14 protein-coding genes are annotated in these 17882 nt (G+C 60.9%); 5 read left to right on the top strand and 9 right to left on the bottom strand.

The window, feature by feature from the left end:
* Nucleotides 1-7: 7 nt before the first annotated feature.
* Nucleotides 8-715, bottom strand: coding sequence for a TetR/AcrR family transcriptional regulator (locus BJ928_RS35515; RefSeq protein WP_047636582.1), 708 nt, complete (start codon nucleotides 713-715; stop codon nucleotides 8-10).
* A gap of 288 nt (nucleotides 716-1003) precedes the next feature.
* On the opposite strand from BJ928_RS35515, the gene BJ928_RS35510 reads away from it, so the two are divergent.
* A complete protein-coding gene (locus BJ928_RS35510; RefSeq protein ID WP_047636583.1) occupies nucleotides 1004-2215 on the top strand; it encodes a TIGR03862 family flavoprotein in 1212 nt (403 codons plus the stop codon).
* Nucleotides 2216-2236: 21 nt separating this feature from the next.
* On the opposite strand, the gene BJ928_RS35505 is transcribed toward BJ928_RS35510, so the two are convergent.
* Together BJ928_RS35505 and BJ928_RS35500 are read right to left on the bottom strand one after the other, a co-directional pair.
* A complete protein-coding gene (locus tag BJ928_RS35505; protein WP_047636566.1) occupies nucleotides 2237-3190 on the bottom strand; it encodes an NAD(P)-dependent oxidoreductase in 954 nt (317 codons plus the stop codon).
* A gap of 123 nt (nucleotides 3191-3313) precedes the next feature.
* On the bottom strand, nucleotides 3314-4366 hold the full coding sequence (locus BJ928_RS35500) for a LacI family DNA-binding transcriptional regulator (protein WP_147413977.1): 1053 nt from the start codon (nucleotides 4364-4366) through the stop codon (nucleotides 3314-3316).
* A 245-nt stretch (nucleotides 4367-4611) separates the two neighbouring features.
* On the opposite strand from BJ928_RS35500, the gene BJ928_RS35495 reads away from it, so the two are divergent.
* The 4 genes from BJ928_RS35495 (at nucleotide 4612) to BJ928_RS35480 (ending at nucleotide 9032) form a co-directional block, all read left to right on the top strand.
* Complete coding sequence (locus BJ928_RS35495; RefSeq protein WP_245432740.1) at nucleotides 4612-5883, top strand: ABC transporter substrate-binding protein; 1272 nt, start codon at nucleotides 4612-4614, stop codon at nucleotides 5881-5883.
* Nucleotides 5884-6041: 158 nt separating this feature from the next.
* On the top strand, nucleotides 6042-6980 hold the full coding sequence (locus BJ928_RS35490) for a sugar ABC transporter permease (protein ID WP_047636568.1): 939 nt from the start codon (nucleotides 6042-6044) through the stop codon (nucleotides 6978-6980).
* Nucleotides 6977-7915 (top strand): carbohydrate ABC transporter permease, encoded by a 939-nt coding sequence (locus tag BJ928_RS35485; RefSeq protein WP_047636569.1) that lies wholly within the window; start codon nucleotides 6977-6979, stop codon nucleotides 7913-7915. The genes BJ928_RS35490 and BJ928_RS35485 overlap by 4 nt, the downstream gene beginning before the upstream one ends.
* Nucleotides 7916-7919: 4 nt before the next feature.
* On the top strand, nucleotides 7920-9032 hold the full coding sequence (locus BJ928_RS35480) for an ABC transporter ATP-binding protein (RefSeq protein WP_047636571.1): 1113 nt from the start codon (nucleotides 7920-7922) through the stop codon (nucleotides 9030-9032).
* Between the two features lie 93 nt (nucleotides 9033-9125).
* On the opposite strand, the gene BJ928_RS35475 is transcribed toward BJ928_RS35480, so the two are convergent.
* The 6 genes from BJ928_RS35475 to BJ928_RS35450 all read right to left on the bottom strand — a co-directional run bounded on the left by BJ928_RS35475 (nucleotide 9126) and on the right by BJ928_RS35450 (nucleotide 17846).
* Complete coding sequence (locus BJ928_RS35475) at nucleotides 9126-9653, bottom strand: invasion associated locus B family protein (RefSeq protein ID WP_052228020.1); 528 nt, start codon at nucleotides 9651-9653, stop codon at nucleotides 9126-9128.
* Nucleotides 9654-9829: 176 nt separating this feature from the next.
* Nucleotides 9830-10303, bottom strand: a complete 474-nt coding sequence (locus tag BJ928_RS35470) for a DUF4189 domain-containing protein (RefSeq protein WP_047636572.1) — start codon at nucleotides 10301-10303, stop codon at nucleotides 9830-9832.
* A complete protein-coding gene (locus tag BJ928_RS35465) occupies nucleotides 10300-10995 on the bottom strand; it encodes a hypothetical protein (protein WP_047636574.1) in 696 nt (231 codons plus the stop codon). Before BJ928_RS35465 ends, BJ928_RS35470 begins: the two co-directional genes overlap by 4 nt.
* Before the next feature lie 14 nt (nucleotides 10996-11009).
* Nucleotides 11010-11585: an invasion associated locus B family protein gene (locus BJ928_RS35460; protein WP_047636575.1), complete on the bottom strand. Its 576-nt coding sequence runs from the start codon at nucleotides 11583-11585 to the stop codon at nucleotides 11010-11012.
* Nucleotides 11586-11592: 7 nt separating this feature from the next.
* The gene (locus BJ928_RS35455; RefSeq protein ID WP_120296820.1) at nucleotides 11593-17430 is read right to left on the bottom strand and encodes a YadA-like family protein; all 5838 of its coding nucleotides are present in this window, start codon (nucleotides 17428-17430) and stop codon (nucleotides 11593-11595) included.
* Nucleotides 17427-17846, bottom strand: coding sequence for a hypothetical protein (locus BJ928_RS35450; RefSeq protein WP_047636827.1), 420 nt, complete (start codon nucleotides 17844-17846; stop codon nucleotides 17427-17429). Before BJ928_RS35450 ends, BJ928_RS35455 begins: the two co-directional genes overlap by 4 nt.
* Nucleotides 17847-17882 lie beyond the last annotated feature (36 nt).

The following is a 17882-nucleotide window of genomic DNA, read 5'->3' as shown; positions in this document are numbered from 1 at the left end:
GAGAATTCTAGGGGCGCAGATAAGTGAAAATGACTTCGACGATATGCTCGCCCCAGGCGTCGATTTCGGCTTTATCCGAGAGGTTACGGCGAAAGATCGTCGAGAGCGTCCAACGGTTCGTCAGGAAGAACGAGCCGAGTGCCGCAATGCTCATGTAGATCTTCACCGGATCGCAATCGTTGCGGAACACACCTGCTGCCGCACCCCGGTCGAGCAGGCCGGAAATCTCGGAAACGAGCGGCGAATGCAGCTCGAAAATGCGCGCCGAACGCTTCAGGAAGCGCGCCTTGTGCATGTTTTCGGTGCTGAGAATGCCGAGAAATTCGGGGTGATCGAGAAAATACTGCCAGGTGAAGACAACGAGTTCGCGCATGCCGTCTTGAGGCGAGCGATGCGAGAGATCGAGCCGTGCCTCCGCCGAGCGGATGGCAATGTAGCTGCCCTCGAGAACCGCGACATAGAGCGCATCCTTGCCGCCGAAATAATGGTAGAGCATCCGCTTGTTGATCTTGGCGCGCTCGGCAATGGCATCGACGCGGGCGCCGCCATAACCGCGCTCGGCAAATTCCTTGGTTGCCGCGGCCAGGATCGCCTTGCTGGTGCGCTCCGCATCCCTGAGACGGGGCCGTTCCGAAGTTGCGCGCGATGCGGTTTTTTCTTTATCGGCAAGGTCTGCACTTTTGGCGCTACGCTTCACGGTCTTGGCTTCCGACATCATGGCTCCCGGCGGCATTTCATCAGGCTTAAACGGCCGATCCTCACGGCGATAAGTAACCGATCATCGCATAAGTTGACAGTCCCTGGCGAATCGTGAGCCGTAGTAACCAGATGGTTATATCGATTTAAATGTCGACATGACGGCGGATGGCCGTCGGAAACACGAGATCGCGGCTGCGCCCGCGACCGGCCGGATGAGGGTGTCGAATACCGAAGCGATGCAACGATCTTGCTTTCGCACCCGCTCAGGCCCTAGAGAGCAACAGGAAAGCGGCGTCGGATGAGCATGACCAAAAAGCAAATTGCAATCATAGGCGCCGGCCCAGCGGGATTGATGGCGGCAGAGGCCTTGTCCTCATCGGGACATTGCATCGCGGTCTATGACGGCATGCCGACCGTCGCGCGCAAGTTTCTGCTGGCTGGAAAATCCGGCCTCAACATCACGCATTCCGAAGATTATAGTCTTTTTGCCGGCCGCTTCGGCGCGGCTTCGGCCCGATTGCGCGCGGCCCTTGACGACTTCACACCCGATGATGTCAGGGCCTGGGCAGACGGTTTGGGAACGGAAACATTCGTCGGCTCTTCCGGCCGCGTCTTCCCGAAAGCCATGAAGGCGTCACCGCTGCTGCGCGCATGGCTGGCGAGGCTGGAGGCGCGGGACGTCAACATCCTGACGCGGCATCGCTGGTGCGGCTTTAACGATGATAGCCTGCTGTTCGAAACACCTAAGGGGCGCGAACTTGTCCGCGCCGATGCCGTTCTCCTCGCGCTCGGCGGTGCAAGTTATGCCCGGCTCGGTTCGGATGCGGCCTGGGTCGGCTGGCTTCGCGACAAGGGGATCGATGTTGCCTCGTTCCAGCCGGCCAATTGCGGTTTCGACGTGACCTGGAGCGCGACATTCAGCGAGCGCTTTGCCGGCGAGCCGCTCAAGGCCGTGACGGCGACATCGGAGACAGGGACATTTCCGGGTGAATTCGTCATCTCGAAAACCGGGATAGAGGGCAGCCTCGTCTATGCACATGCCACATCGCTGCGTGACCGGTTGGCGAAAAAGGGCGACGCAGCGCTTATCGTCGACCTGGCACCTGGACGCAGCGAGGAGCGCCTGGCGCGCGATCTTGCGCGACAGGACCCCAAGGCCAGTTTCACCAATCGACTGCGCAAGGGCACGGGCATCGAGGGCGTCAAGGCGGGGCTGCTGCGCGAGCTTGCCGACCCCGCCATCCTTGCGCATCCGGAACGCCTTGCCCGCCTTATCAAGGCGCTGCCCATTCCATTGCTGAGACCCAGACCCATTGCCGAAGCCATCTCGTCGGCCGGCGGCATTCCTTGGGACGAGCTGGACGAGCGATACATGTTGAAGAAGCTCCCCGGCATGTTCGTCGCCGGCGAGATGATCGATTGGGAAGCGCCGACGGGCGGCTATCTGCTTACAGCCTGCTTTGCGACCGGGCGCGCAGCGGCCAAGGGTATGGAAACATGGATTGAGTGCGGTTGATCCCGGCCTGACGCCCAATCTTCAGCCAATCCGCCCTTTCTCCATCAGCCAGGCAACCGATTCCTGAACGGCCTGCAGCGACGTATAGCGCGGCCTATAACCGAGCAGCCGCTCGGCCTTGGCAATCGAGCAATTCGGGCTTCTGGCGATATGTTCCCAGGTCGCCTGCGCGTCTTCCGGCGTCTGGCCGTCGGCCCATGCCTCATAGGGCAGAAACTTGAGCTTCGGCTCATGCCCGAACCATCGCGACATGGCCTCGGCATAACCTCTGAGCGTCAGTGCCTCACTTGACACTGCATGAAAGGCCTCTCCGGTCGAAACCCGCCAATTGGCGATCGCGCCCATGAACATTTGCGCGACATCATCGGCATGGACATGGTGGACCGTCTCTAAGCCGAAATTCGGCAAGGCGAGCGTTTCACCCCGCGCCAAAGTCGAGAAGACGGATGGATTGAAATGTCCGGCCGGATTGAGGGGAACCCAACCGGGACCGACGATATGACCGGGATGGATGAGGGTTGCAGGAAATCCCCTGCAACGTGCCTCCTCCAGCAGGTGTGCTTCGATCGCCGCCTTCTGGATGCCGTAATCGCCAAACGGACGTTTCGGCGCCTCCTCCGGTGTCGGAACGACGGTGGAAAAACCATGTGTCCAGATCGTGCCCGTGTGCAGGAAATGGCCGACATGATCGGCGAGCGCCTCAGTCAGGTGCCTTGCGCTGTCGAGCGTGAAGCAGATCATGTCGATGACGATATCCGGCTTCAATGCGCGGATGGCCGGACCGAAGCTGCCATCCCGCTCCATCGAGGCGCGATCCATCGCCCGCATATCGACCTCATTCCAGGCCCCGTTCGGCAAGTAGGGTTTCGCCTGACCGCGACTGATCGCCACGACCTCGTGCCCCGCCTCGACCAGGCGAGGCACGAGGTAGGTGCCTACGTGGCCGGTCGCGCCGATAATCACCGTGCGTGTCATGATGTCCTCCCAACGATTACAATCAAGATTGCCTAACTCCGCCAAAAACGGAAGCTCCGGCCCCAGCATAATGCGCCAGCGTGGAATTTACGCGCCAAATAGTCCCGCCACCAGATCGGTTGCTCAGTGGGAGCCTTCCGCCATCAGCTCTTGTTTTTTGGGAGCTCCAAGCCCGACACCGCAGGACAGGCGAACGGTGAGCTCGGTCTGGAGCGTGATGCGTTGATGACGAGCCCCCGCCTTGCCGCTGATTCGTTCCAGCAGCAATTGCGTCCCAAGCCTGCCCAGCATGGCGGCCGGTTGATCGATGACAGTCAGGAACGGGGAAAGCACGGCCAAGCTCTCGAGATCGTCGAAACATACGAGCGCAATGTCCTCCGGCACCGAGAGCTGCCTTTCTCGCAGCGCCTGCATTGCACCGACCGCCGTCATGTTGTTGACGGCAAAGATCGCAGTCGGACGCGGGTTGAGCGCCAGTATCTGCTGGGCGGCGCGATATCCGCCCAATTGATCGACGACAGTGCGAAAGACGAGCCCCTCATGATACCCGATGCCGAGCGCCGTCAATCCGTCACGATAGCCTTGCAACCGTTCGCGGCCGGTGAACGTGTCCTCCGCATCGCCGATATGCGCGATGTCCCGATGGCCGAGCGCGCCGAGATGCTCCACCAGACGCTTTGCGCCGGCCACGTTGTCCGTCACCAGTACGTCGCAGTCGACGCCCGGCAAGGAATTGTCGACCAGCACGACGGGAAAACCGCGCCTTAGCAACGGCAATACGCTATGGCGCGATTCATCGCTGGCTGGCGCAAGAAGAAGTCCCTCGACGCCGTAAAGAACGAAATCCTCCAGATATTCCCGCTCGACACGCAGATCGCCTTCGGTATTGCACAGGAGAACCCGGTACCCTGCCTTGCGCGCCGCTGCCTCCGCCGCATGCGCAAGAATGGCGTAAAATGGATTGGCTATATCCCGAAGCACCAGCCCGATTGTCGAGGTCTTGCGGGATGCACGGCTATAGGCGACGCGACTTGGTAGGTAGCCGAGTGTCTTTACGGCATCCTCGACCCGGCGGCGCGTTTCGTTGTCGACGCCATCGCGCCCATTGAGGACGCGAGAAACGGTCATTGCCGAGACGCCGGCTGCCCGAGCCACATCACGTAGTGTGATTGCCAATGCGTTAACTCCCTCGTTACGTACCAAGGCATAATGTTACGTAACATCACTATTTTATTGTAATTTCAAGGTCATTAATTGACAAGCGTTGTTACCGAACGTTACAACCAACCTCACCTGAGGCGACGAGCGGGAAGCATTTGCTTGTCGGGCAAACCTGTCTCGGGTCTTGTTTGGAGGTCGCCGACCCCGTCGGCGTTTTTTAGTTAACGAATTCAATCGGCGTGTGTTTATGGGAGGACTAAATGCTGCATAAATCGCTCATGGGGCTGTTGCTGGGTTCAGCACTGGCCGCTACTAGCCTTGGCTTTGCCGGCGCGGCGCAGGCTCAGACCAAAGAAATTCAGATGTTGCACTGGTGGACCTCGGGCGGCGAAGCCGCCGCGCTGAAGGTCATCAAGGATGCGCTCGCCAAGCAGGGTTACACTTGGAAGGACGTCCCCGTCGCAGGCGGCGGCGGCAATGCGGCCATGACCACGCTCAAGGCGATGGTTGCCGCGGGCAATTATCCGACCTCGTCGCAGATGCTGGGCTACAACGTTCTCGTCTACGCCGAAGCCGGAAAGCTTGGCGACCTGACGGACCTTGCCAAGTCCGAAGGCTGGGACAAGGCCGTTCCGGCCGCCTTCCAGAAGTTCTCGACCTATGACGGTAAATGGGTTGCCGTGCCCGTCAACGTCCACTCCGTCAACTGGGTGTGGATCAACAAGGCCGTCATGGACAAGATCGGCGGCACCGAGCCGAAGACCTTCGACGACTTCCTCGCTCTGCTCGACAAGGCCAAGAAGGCCGGTGTGACCCCGCTTGCTCTCGGTGGCCAGGACTGGCAGGAAGCCATCCTGTTCGACGACGTCGTGCTCGCAACCGGCGGACCGGAATTCTACAAGAAGGCCTTCAACGACCTTGATGAGGCATCCCTGAAGTCCGACACCATGAAGAAGTCCTTCGATAACCTTGCCAAGCTCAAGGCTTATGTCGATCCCAACTTCTCCGGCCGCGACTGGAACCTCACGACCGCCATGGTGATCAAGGGCGATGCCCTCGTTCAGGTCATGGGCGACTGGGCCAAGGGCGAATTCCACAATGCCCAGAAGAAGCCGGGCGAAGACTTCCTGTGCTATCGCTTCCCCGGTACGGACGGCAGCGTTGCCTACAACTCCGACATGTTCGCCATGTTCGATGTCGGCGCCGACCGCAAGGACGCGCAGGTGGCTCTCGCCAAGACCACCATGTCCAAGGAAGTGCAGTCCGCCTTCAACGTGATCAAGGGCTCGGTTCCTTCGCGGACGGACGTTCCGGATACCGACTTTGACATTTGCGGCAAGAAGGGCATGGCCGACCTGAAGAAGGCCAATGAAAACGGCACCCTCTTCGGCTCGCTCGCTCAGGGCTACGGTGCTCCTCCGGCTGTGACGAACGCCTATCTCGACGTGGTCGACAAGTTCTTCAACGGCCAGATCAAGACCTCCGACGAGGCCGTGACCCAGCTCGTGAAGGCAATCAACGACGCAAAGTAAGGATGGAAGTCGGGCGCGCCAGCCGCGCCCGACCTCAACTTGCGATGTTGTCATGCTCCCAGCGGGGGTTTAGGCCTTTTCCTTGAAGCGCCGCCTGCCGACAGGTCCATTAGGCCTTGAGGAAAAACCACCCGGAGAAAAGAGAACAGGACAAATCCATGGCCTTAACCACGACCGCACCGACGGTGCAGACCCGTGCCGGATTTCGAGAGAAGCTGCAGGACGCGCTGCCCAAGATCGTACTCGCTCCGAGCTTCGCGCTGATCGTCGTCTTCGTCTATGGCTTCATCCTATGGACCATCTTCCTGTCCTTCACCAATTCGAAGGATTTTCCCAGCACCAAGCTGGTCGGATGGACGAGTTACCTGAAACTTTGGAACTGGACCTTCGAAAGCAGTCCGCCTTCGAACTGGTACACGTCGATCACCAACATGGCGATCTACGGTGTGCTCTATGTCGGCATTTGCATGGCGCTGGGCCTTCTGCTTGCCATCCTGCTTGACCAGAAGATCCGGGCCGAAGGCTTTCTGCGCACCATATATCTCTATCCCATGGCGCTTTCGATGATCGTCACGGGCGTCGCCTGGAAATGGTTCCTCGACCCGAGCCTCGGCCTCGAACAGACGCTCCACCGCATCGGCTGGACGAGCTTTCATTTCGGCTGGCTCAAGGACCCCAACTTCGTCATCTATACGGTCGTCATCGCCGGCGTCTGGCAGACCTCCGGCTTCGTCATGGCGATGTTCCTGGCGGGACTGCGCGGTATCGACTCCGAAATGCTGAAGGCGGCGCAAATCGACGGCGCGTCCGGCTTCCGGATTTACTGGCGCATCGTCATTCCGATCCTGCGGCCCGTCTTCCTGTCCGCGTTCATCGTGCTGACGCACATGGCGATCAAATCCTACGACCTCGTGGTGGCCCTGACATCGGGCGGACCTGGGGGCTCGGCCTGGCTCCCTTCGCTCTTCATGAACGACTATTCCTTCAAGCGTAGCCAGATGGATGTCGGCTCGGCCAGCGCGGTGATCATGCTGATGGCCATCACCGCGATCATCGTTCCCTATCTCTATTCCGAATTGAGGGAGAAGGCTCGATGAGCACGGCAACCAGAGAAATCGCCGGCCCCGCAGGCGGCAATCGCGGCGGACGCTTCATCATTTATGGTCTGCTCGCCATCTTCGCCCTCCTCTATCTCTTGCCGCTTTGGGTCATGGTCGTCACGTCTTTCAAGACGATGAGCGAGATCCAGGACGGCAATATGCTGTCCCTGCCGAGCGCGCCGACGGTCACTCCATGGCTGCGCGCCTGGAGCGGAGGATGCGACGCGCTCAACAACTGCATTTCAGGCGTTGCCGCGCATTTCTGGGCCTCCGTCTACATGGTTGTGCCGGCTGTGGCGATCTCGACGATCCTCGGCGCGCTCAATGGCTATGTGCTGACGAAATGGCGCTTCCGCGGCCACAAGCTGGTCTTCGCCTTGATGCTCTTTGCCTGCTTCATTCCCTTCCAGTCGGTGCTCCTGCCGATGGCGACCCTGCTCGGCAAGTTCAACATGGCGGCAAGCTATCTGCAGTCGACTATCGGCACCTCGCTCGGCATCGGCTCGTCCACGCTCAAACTGGTGGTCGTGCATGTGATCTACGGCTTAGGTTTCACCACCCTGTTCTTCCGCAACTATTATGAGGCGTTTCCGAACGAACTCATCAAGGCTGCGATGGTGGATGGTGCAGGCTTTTTCCAGATCTTCCGGCGGATATTGCTGCCCAATTCGGTGCCGATCATCGTGGTCACGGTCATTTTCCAGTTCACCAACATCTGGAACGACTTCCTCTTCGCCTCGACCTATGCGCCGGGTGACAGCAGCCCGATCACCATGGCGGTCAACAACATCGTCAACACGTCCGGCGGCACGGTCGAATACAATGTCAACATGGCCGCCGCGATGATCGCGGGTCTCCCCACCCTTCTCGTTTATATTCTCGCCGGCCGCTATTTCGTGCGCGGCCTGATGGCTGGCGCTGTGAAAGGCTGACCCCATGACGTTTTTGGAAATCAACAATCTCAAGAAGCGTTACGGCGCCGTCGAAATCCTGAAGGGGATCAATCTCGACCTGGACAAGGGCGGCTTCCTCGTTCTGGTCGGCCCGTCCGGCTGCGGCAAGTCGACCTTGCTCAACACCATCGCTGGCCTCGAGAACATCAGCGAGGGCGAGATCCGGGTCGATAGCAACAGGATCAACGAGCTGCATCCGTCCAAGCGCGACATCGCCATGGTGTTCCAGAGCTACGCACTCTATCCCAACATGACGGTCGGGCAGAACATCGCCTTCGGCATGGAGATGCGGGGAGTCGCCAAAGCCGAGCGCGACAAGGCGGTCACGCAAGTCGCCAAGACACTGCAGATCGGCCATCTCCTCGACCGCAAGCCATCGCAACTGTCAGGCGGCCAGCGCCAGCGCGTCGCCATGGGCCGCGCCCTGGTGCGCGATCCCAAGCTCTTCCTGTTCGACGAGCCGCTCTCCAACCTCGACGCCAAGCTGCGTGTCGATATGCGCCTCGAGATCAAGCGCCTGCATGCGACGACCGGCAAGACCATCGTCTACGTCACGCATGACCAGATCGAGGCGATGACGCTCGCCACCAAGATCGCAGTGCTGAAGGATGGGGAATTGCAGCAGGTCGGCACGCCGGCGGAAATCTACAATACGCCGAGCAACCTCTTCGTCGCCGATTTCATGGGATCACCTGCCATGAACCTCATTCCGGCCAAGGTTGCTCAGGAAAATGGCAGGACGGTCCTCAAGATCCTCAGCAAGAACGGCAGCGACCGCAGTCTGCCAGTTCCGGAAAATATCGCCGGCTCACCGTTGGAGAATGGACGCGAGCTGATCTTCGGCATCCGACCTGAAGCCATCACCGACCATGACAGCGCGGATCGCAATTCCAAGGCGATCGAAACGGTGAATGCCGTCGTCGACGTGGTGGAACCGGCCGGCGCCGACACCTTTGTCGTCACGCACCTCGGCGGCAAGGAGGTGACCGCGCGCATGCGTTCCGATGCCGCGGTGGCGCCAGGCCAGCAGTTGCCCTTCGCCTTCAATCTCGACAAGGCGGTCGTCTTCGACCCCACCTCCGGCAAACGGCTCTAGGCCTTTTCGCTTTTTTCTTCAAAGCGCGAAATGCCCGGTCCCGCTTATTGCGTATTTTCGAACGGAAAGCCGCTGCACATTTCCCGAAAATGTCTAGCGAGCGGCTAAAGCGGTAATGCGATCGGCAGCGGCCGAAAAGCCTTGCAGGGACACCTGGAAGCCGAGGGCGTTGCCGCCATCGGCAACGACCTTGAGGTTCAGGCGCGATCCCGTCCGTAATTTGCCAAGTGTCGCGGCGTCGATCGGCAGCAAGGCAATGCAGCCATTGGGCAAGCAAGTGCGAAAACGAACCGGTTTTAGAGCCGGCTGGTCATCGATATTCGGTGTCACGCCGGAGTCGAGGACAATTCCGAACGGCAGCAACAACGTTGCGAGCGCACTGCCGTCGGGACGCATCTGCATTTCGACCGCAAGCAGACGCTGACCATTCTGCTGGGTTTGATCTTGTGAAATCGTGCATGCCGACGCCTTGTCACGCTGACTGCATGCGACGCGCCAGTCCTGGTAGGTCTCCTGCAGGTTCGATGCGCCGTTTGGCAAAGCCGACTGGGCAAGGGCCGCAGGCACCGATGTCAACGAAGCAAGGCTCATGCAGACAAAGGCGAGGGCCGCATATCCCATGCGGCCAATGGTCCGAACTGAAATGAATCTCTGATTTGACAAGGGATAAGATCTCGCGATTTGAAAAACGATCTGCCGCGACCCGCTTCGTAAGAGGGCAAGGTGGCGGATGAAGAGCGCACATGACCGCCGCCGGTGCGAACGCGCGCACTCGGATCGGTCACGGCTGGGGTAGGTCACGTGCATACCCATTCCCGCACGCTGCAGCGAGAGCCCGAGCGCTCGCATGCCTTAAGCGCAAGATCCTCCGCTTCGCGGCGCGTCGATGCCGAATCAACGCCCCAGGGCGTCGCGCGGTTACCACTTTCCTTGCCGATGGCGAGGGCGCCGCAATGATTGTAGGGAAAGCCGGTCTTGTCGTCGTCATCCCAATGCCGATGATTGCGGAATATGCTGACGACGACGCAACTGCGGCCCTTGTCCCGCTCGCAATGCTTGAGGGCGATATCCATCGCCTCCTGTCGCTTGTCGGCTCCCGAAAAGAAGCCGTATTTCTCATCCGGCGCGGAATAGGCAATGGCCGCCCATATGCCATGCTCCTCCGGCGGCGGAGCCGGCGCCTGCTCCATCGTAAAGAGATCGGCAGCTCCCAGGCGTGCAGTGCAGGCAAGAAGCAGGCCGATTGCCACGATCGCAGATCTCAATCTCATTTGGAGCCCCCTTGCTTTCCCGTTGCCGACGCTACGGAGATAACGACGCAGCCGCTTTCGGTTGGCAAAAGCATCGCGTCCCCTCCCTCGCCACCGAGTGCGTAGACACCGATCGGTCCGAGATTGTTGACCAGCTTGCTTCCATCAGGAAACTTCGTCGAAATATCCTGGCAAGAGGCTGTAAACGGCGCCACGCGAACCATCGAGCCCTCGCAGCCGGACGCGACCGGTGCTGCAAATACGATGCCGGCGGCCGGCCCATTATAGCCCTGCGTTGCATAGTTCATGCCGACAAGCGCCTGCACCGCATGCTTGTCCGCCGCCTCATTGTTCCAGATCGACTGGACATTGTATTGGGTGCCATTCGTCAGCAACTGCCCCAAAACCGGAAAGATGGTCGAGCAGGATTTCAGGCCTGCCTGCTTGGCATGTTGCAGAAATGGCGTATCCGGGAGCGTCGGATTTTTGTCGTTCGCTGCGGCAACCGCCTGCTGTGGCAGAAGGTCACCAACGACGTCGTACCGAACGGCTGCGTAGCCGGCAGCACAGACGACTGCAATTGCAAACGCCGACAGGATCGCCACCTTCCGCCAACTTCGCTTCGGCGTGACTTGCTCATCCGCCAGGTTCTGAATTGCTGCGTCGTTTTTGTTCCGAGACATGATGCGATCGTGAATGGATTGCTGGCTCATTGAAAATCCGTCCGTCAGTTTATCGCCTTAACGGCAGTGGAAAGGCCCTTGAGATTTGCAGTCACACTGATGGTCTGTCCGTCCGCTGTCGGATAGGAGATCGTCGGCGCGGTGCTCTTCGAAATCTGCTCACGCATGACGGGTCCGACCGGCAGCATGCCGACGCAAACCGTGTTGTTGCATCCGTTTAACTGGACCTGTATCGGCTCCTTGCGCCCTTCGAATTTCAGCGAGATGCGACCGTCGCTCCTGGCAACCGGGGCAGCGCGCAAAATCATATAGGGCTCGCCTTTCTTGGTGGCGGCGAGCGACCAGCTGAACGCGACCTGTCCCGCCTCGTTCTCGATAATCTGAGTAACGTTGCAAACCCGCTGACGCTTCTTCAGGTTTTCGTCGCAGATCAGTGTCCAGTTTTCGAACGGGCGAATGATCCTCTGATATTCGCCCGCCTTCGCGTCTGGAGGAACGACAACTTCGGAGGGCCTTACGCGATAGTTGGGAAAGGCTACACCCTGTCCAGCCGCAGTCGAGCCGAACAGGAACAAGCAGGCCATGAAAGCCGGGACGCCGAAAAGCGCTCCTTTGGACATCGTCGGCTCAATTCAGGGTGAAGCTGACGCCGGCGCCGACACCCACCTGCCCGCCTGCCGCCGTGCCTGACAAATTCGCTCGAACCCGGCCGTTCTCGCTGGTATAACCGGCACCGAAGGCCACGGCGCCCTCACCCCGCCAGAGGCCGCCACCGACGGCCACGCTCAGCTTGCCCGGACGGTCGTCATAACGAAGCGATGCCGCGGCAAGCCCGATCGCGGCGGCCTGCCTTGCCTCCGAGCGTATATCCCCGAGTTCCTGGTTCAGTTGCCCGAATTTCTGGTCCGTATAGTTGTTGGCAGCGGTCAGCGTATTGGCGGAAGAGGTGTCCGTATACGATTTGACCTCGGTGATGCTGTCGCCCAACTGGGCAACATTCACGGCATCTGTCGGGGCAATACCCTTGCCGACATTGGAGATGACCACCGGTGCGTTGACGTCGCCACCCTGCAGCGTGATGCTGTTCTTCTTACTGCCATCGGGATTGAGGTCATAGGTGACGGCGTTCTTGGTGATCGTGCCGACACCAGTCTGCAGGCTGTCGATCGCCGAATTGGTCGCATAAAGCTGCGAGCCGTTGATGGCGTCGGTGCTGTCGGCGGAGATGCGGCCGGCAGCGACATTCGTGATGGTTCTTTCCGCCCCTGCCGCGCCCACACTCACCGTTCCGACAGGTGCTGTTCCGGCAAAGTCGTAGTGTTGACCCTGAAGGGTGGTGCCTGACGTACCGACAGCGGCCTGCGTCGAAGAACCGGAACCCAATGCCACATCATTGGCGTTGTTGGCCTGAGCTCCCTGGCCGAGAGCAACCGCTCCCTGCCCTACCGCTGCGGCGCCGTTGCCTGCGGCCAGGCTGTTCACACCGCTGGCGACACTCTGCGGACCGATCGCAACGCTATCGGTGCCTGACGCCTGGGAGTCCGCCAGTGTCGAGTTGGCATGGAAATACTTGATGCCGCCGCCATTGATGATACTGGTCAGCGAATTGTCGACCGCACCGAAGGCATCATAGACCGTGCTGTAGCTGTTTCCCTGGATGTTGTAAGTCGGGCCAGTGATCGACCCATCTGGGTTCACGGTCGTATTGCCGCCGATCAGGTTGGTAATGTTGGTGCCGAGACCTCTCAGCTGACTGACATTTACTGCGTCGGTATTTGCCGAACCTGCTGCGACATTGGTCAGCTTGCGTTCCGCCCCAGCCGAACCGATCGACACTTCGCCGACAGAGGTCTGAGGGCTCGTTAGCGCAAAGCCGGTATAGTTCGTCTCGGCGCCCACGCTCGTTACGGATTGCGCACCGAGCGCAACGCTGTTGATATTATTGCTTTGCGCACCAGCGCCGAGCGCCACCGATTGAACGCCTCCAGCCACGGAGTTCGTGCCGAGCGCAACACCGTCTGCCAGCATGACATGGGCATTCTGGCCGATCGCCGTGCCGCCCGGAGCAACCTGGTCGACGATCGCGCCATTGCCGATACCGATACCGTTGTCGCCGTTGACGACGGTCGTCGGACCTACCGCCACCGATTCAGCGCCGACGGCGAGGGAGTCGCCAGCGGCCGAATTCGCATGGAAGTACTTGCTCGGCGTCGTTGCGACCGAAGCGATGGCGCCTTGGAGCTGCCGAACCGTGACGGCATCCTGCGCGCTGGTACCGTCCGCGACGTTGATGATCTGTCGATAGGACGTGCTCGAGCCGACCGAGACGGCGCCCAGCAGGGTTTTATCCGTCGTATTGTATTGGATGAAGTTCGTCGGCCCGGCCGCGATTTGGCCGGTGGCCGGCGCCAGGGCGCGATCGGCAACCGATCCCGAACCAAGAGCAACTCCGCCGACGATGGTGGCTTGGCTATTCATCCCAAGTGCAAGCGAATTGTCGGCGACCGAGGTGGCATTGTAGCCGACCGCAGTAGAGCCGATGCCTTGTGCGGAGGAATCGCTGACGGCAAGGGTGCGGTCGTTGGTGCGCACATAGCGAATGCCCTTACCATTTGCATCAGTGTAGGTCGTCGATGTGTCACCGGCGATGTTGTTGATCGTACTGCCAAGATTGGTCAGGTTGCCGCCGATCGTGGTGACGGTCGTGTTAAGACTGTCTACCGCCTGGTTGGTGGCAAAGAGCTGCGAACCGTTGACCGCGTCCGTCGAGCCGCCGTTAAGCTGGCCGGCTGCGACATTCTGGATCTGACGCTCGGCACCTGCCGAACCGACAGAAAATGCGCCCGCCGGCGTCGCGCCTGCGAAGGTGTATGCGGTGCCGCCCACGGTTGCGCCCGAGACCGCCGTGGTCGCTCCCGACGCTGCATTGAGGCCGATTGCCACATCGCCGGCATTGTTGGCCACCGCGTTCGGTCCGACCGCGACGGAATTCGTTCCGATAGCCTGCGAGTCCGGCAAGGTCGAGTTGGCGTGGAAATACTTGATGCCTGCCCCGGTGTTGATGTTGGTGATCTCATTGTTCAGGTTGGTGATACCGGTCGTGTTCAGGTCAACCTGCTGGTTGGTCGCAAAGAGCTGCGAGCCGTTGACGGCATCCGTCGAACCGTTGTTGAGCCTGCCCGCCGCAACATTGGTGATGGTGCGCTCGGCGCCTGGTGCGCCAACGCTGACCGTCGAGGCAGGTGTCGTGCCGGCAAAGTTATATGTTTTGCCGCCGATCACCGCACTGGGCGTGCCGACTGCTACGTCGGTCACCGAGCCGGAGCCGAGTGCGACGTCGCCTGCATTACCCGCAGAGGCGTTGGCGCCGAGCGCGAGCGCACTCGTGCCGCTGGCACTGGCGTTGACGCCGAGCGCTGTCGCCTGAACGGCAGTTGCAAACGCATTCTGGCCGATCGCAGTGCTGGACGTGGCCGTCGCATTGGCATCGGCGCCCATGGCGGTGCTGAAGTCACCCGTGGCCTTGGCTATGTATCCAAACGCAGCTGAGTCGAGGCCGGAGGCATCCGCACCGTTGCCTGCCGCGATGGCACTCTGCCCTGACGCGATCGAGAGCGGTCCGATCGCGACTGATTCCGCACCCGTCGCCGACGAGTCCGCCGCCGCCGAATTGGCATGGAAATATTTGATGCCAGCGCCGTCATTGATGTTGTTGACCGTCGTGCCGATGGCGTCGACCGCCTGATTGGTGGCAAAGAGCTGCGAACCGTTGATCGCGTCGGTGGACGACCCGCTGACCCGGCCCGCCGCGACGTTGGTGATGGTGCGCTCGGCACCAACAGCGCCGACGCTGACCGTCGAAGCCGGGTTGATGCCCTGATAGGCGTAAGTCGTGCCGTTGACCACCCCACTGGCCGTGCCGACTGCTACGTCGGTCACCGAGCCGGAGCCGAGTGCGACGTCGCCTGCATTACCCGCAGAGGCGTTGGCGCCGAGCGCGAGCGCACTCGTGCCGCTGGCACTGGCGTTGACGCCGAGCGCTGTCGCCTGAACGGCAGTTGCAAACGCATTCTGGCCGATCGCAGTGCTGGACGTGGCCGTCGCATTGGCATCGGCGCCCATGGCGGTGCTGAAGTCACCCGTGGCCTTGGCTATGTATCCAAACGCAGCTGAGTCGAGGCCGGAGGCACCCGCACCGTTGCCTGCCGCGATGGCACTCTGCCCTGACGCGATCGAGAGCGGTCCGATCGCGACTGATTCCGCACCCGTCGCCGACGAGTCCGCCGCCGCCGAATTGGCATGGAAATATTTGATGCCAGCGCCGTCATTGATGTTGTTGACGGTGGTGGTGACACTGTCGACCGCCTGATTGGTCGCGAAGAGCTGCGAACCGTTGACCGCATCGGTCGAACCATTGTTGAGCCGGCCCGCCGCGACATTGGTGATGGTACGCTCGGCACCAACAGCGCCGACGCTGACCGTCGAGGTCGGCGTGGTGCCCTGGAACGTGTAGGTCGTGCCGCCGATCACCGCGCTGGGCGTACCGACGGCCGCAGCCGTCGTCGAACCGGAGCCGAGCGCTACATCGCCCGAGCTTGCCGTCGCCGTTGCGCCATTGCCCAAGGCGACGTTGCCGACAAAACCGGACGCACCGGCCGTCGAGCCGTTGCCAAGCGCGACGGAGCCCTGCCCGATCGCCTTGTTGTTGTTGCCGATCGCGACCGCGCCGCTCGCCTGGTTGGCGGCGGTGGCGCTTGCCGTGCCATCGCTATTGGCGATGTTGTTGGCGCCGCCGGTGAAAGCGCCCGTGCCACTCGCGTAGCTCGGATCGCCGATGGCAACCGCGCCATCGCCGTAAGCGGTGTTGCCGGAGCCGATGGAGACCGCCTTGCCGCCGGTCGCAACTGCATTATTGCCCACCGCAACCGCTTCGGCAGAGGTGGCCTGAGCCGCTGTTCCGACTGCAATCGCGTTGGCGCCTGCCCCGTTCGCGTTGATGCCCAAAGAGACCGCCTGGAGCCCGCTAGCGACCGACCCACCGCCGATCGATGTGCTGTTCACACCACTGGCAGTGGAGGACTCGCCCAAAGCTAGAGTGTTTGCCTGGCTCGCGGCCGCGCCCGCGCCCAAAGCGACGGCATTAATGGCCGTGGCCTTTGCCAGAGAGCCCATGGACACGGCCCCAGTCCCCGAGGCATTCGCGCCGGGGCCGACCGCGGTGGCTAAGTTGGAGCCGGCGTTTGCATTGTTGCCGAGAGCGACGCCGGAGGTCGCACCGTTTGCGACAATTGCGCCCGAGCCTATTGCAACACTACCGCCGGCAGCAAGCGCCTCGGCCTGATTACCTAATGCAACTCCGAAGTCTCCCGATGCGACCGTCGTAGGGCCGATGGCAAGCGAGTTAGTCCCCGATGCGGCGGCTGACGTGCCGATGGCGATAGAATCGGTGTTCGAGGCATTGGCGAGGTAGCCCATGGCCGAGCCCCTCAAAGCGGAAGCAACTGCCCCATTTCCGATCGCTGTCGACTGGTTGGCCGTTGCGGCGGCCGACGTACCGAATGCGCTGGCTCCGGTCCCTGTCGCAGATGAACTCGAACCAACGGCATTCGCCCATGCCCCCGTGGCCGTTGCAGCGGAGCCTAACGCAACAGCCTCGAACGTGAAGCCGGCAGGAGCCGTGCCGCTTGCATTGGCGTTAGTGCCAATGGCAACGGGAGAACCGCCGCCCGTTCCGGCATTTGCCGTGGCGCCGACCCCCAAGGCCACGGCGGCACCGTTTGAAGATGAGGCGTTGGAAGATAATCCAATTGCCACCGAGGCGCCACCTGAAGAGGTGGCCGTTGAGCCGAGAGCGAGGCCGTTCGCCCCGCTTGCAGTGGTATTAACACCAAAAGCCGACGCTCCGTCCGCCATTGCGTGGGCGTTTCCGCCTACGGCAAGAGCATTGACGCCAGTCGCATTCGCGAAAACACCCACGCCTATCGCGTTAAGGCCATTGGCACTCATCGTATAGCCAATAGCGATCGAGGCATTACCCGTCGCGGTGTTACCGGTGCCTATTGCCACTCCGTTGTCGCCATTCACCTTGGCGCCATCACCGATGGCGGTTGAGGCAGAGCCGGTGGCGGCGGTCGCACAACCGATAGCTACGCTTTGCCCTCCTGCAGAGGGAGACGAGCAATTTGCGGTGTTGGTCAGGACCCCGTTACCAATGGCTAGCTGCGCGAAGGCCGTTTGCGGCGCCATACCGCTGATGGCGGCGAGCAGTATCCCGGCAATGCCGCCGATCGTGGGCACTCCCAAACCCAGCCGAAGGCGTTTCATGCCCAATACACGGTGAGCTGCTCGAAGGGCTGCCATCAGCCTGCGGCGCGCGGAACGGTTATCGATTTTCTCTCGCATCCAGTTTCCAACAAAATCAAAAGGCGATTTGGCCTGCAGATGCTCCCCAACGCACTCGCTCATGCTGCTTTCTCCTCGCTGCTATCTGGACGACCAAGCACGCGTGAACCCGCATCTGCGGCTGTGTCGTCGTTGAAATTGTGCGCTTGCTGAAGCGCGCGACCCATTTTGGCGGCCTGGCTTTCGAGCTGTTCGCGGACCGTATCGACCCATGGCTGCGTCGATACCGGAACGGAATACAATGCAGCGTCGGCCCGATCGGGCGGAAGCTTTGTCGCCACCAGGGTGCGGCAGACATCAAAGTGAAATAATGGCTCTCCCTCGGCATAGGCCGGAGAGGTCAGACCGAAGACAAGGCAAGCAAATAAATGATCGACTTCCGCGCCTGTCAGACGGCTGGCATATCGTTCTTGCAAGGCAGACCAGGCTACCTCGATTTTCGGAGCAAAGATTTCAAATTCAGGGAATTGAATGTCCATATAGCACCGGATGATTACCATTCGGGAACATGGCCT

Origin of the sequence: Rhizobium sp. WW_1, assembly GCF_003610155.1 — a bacterium.
Taxonomy (GTDB): Bacteria; Pseudomonadota; Alphaproteobacteria; order Rhizobiales; family Rhizobiaceae; genus Rhizobium; species Rhizobium tropici_A.
The sequence above is the reverse complement of the archived record's forward strand: the minus strand, read 5'-3'. Positions and strand labels throughout refer to the sequence as shown.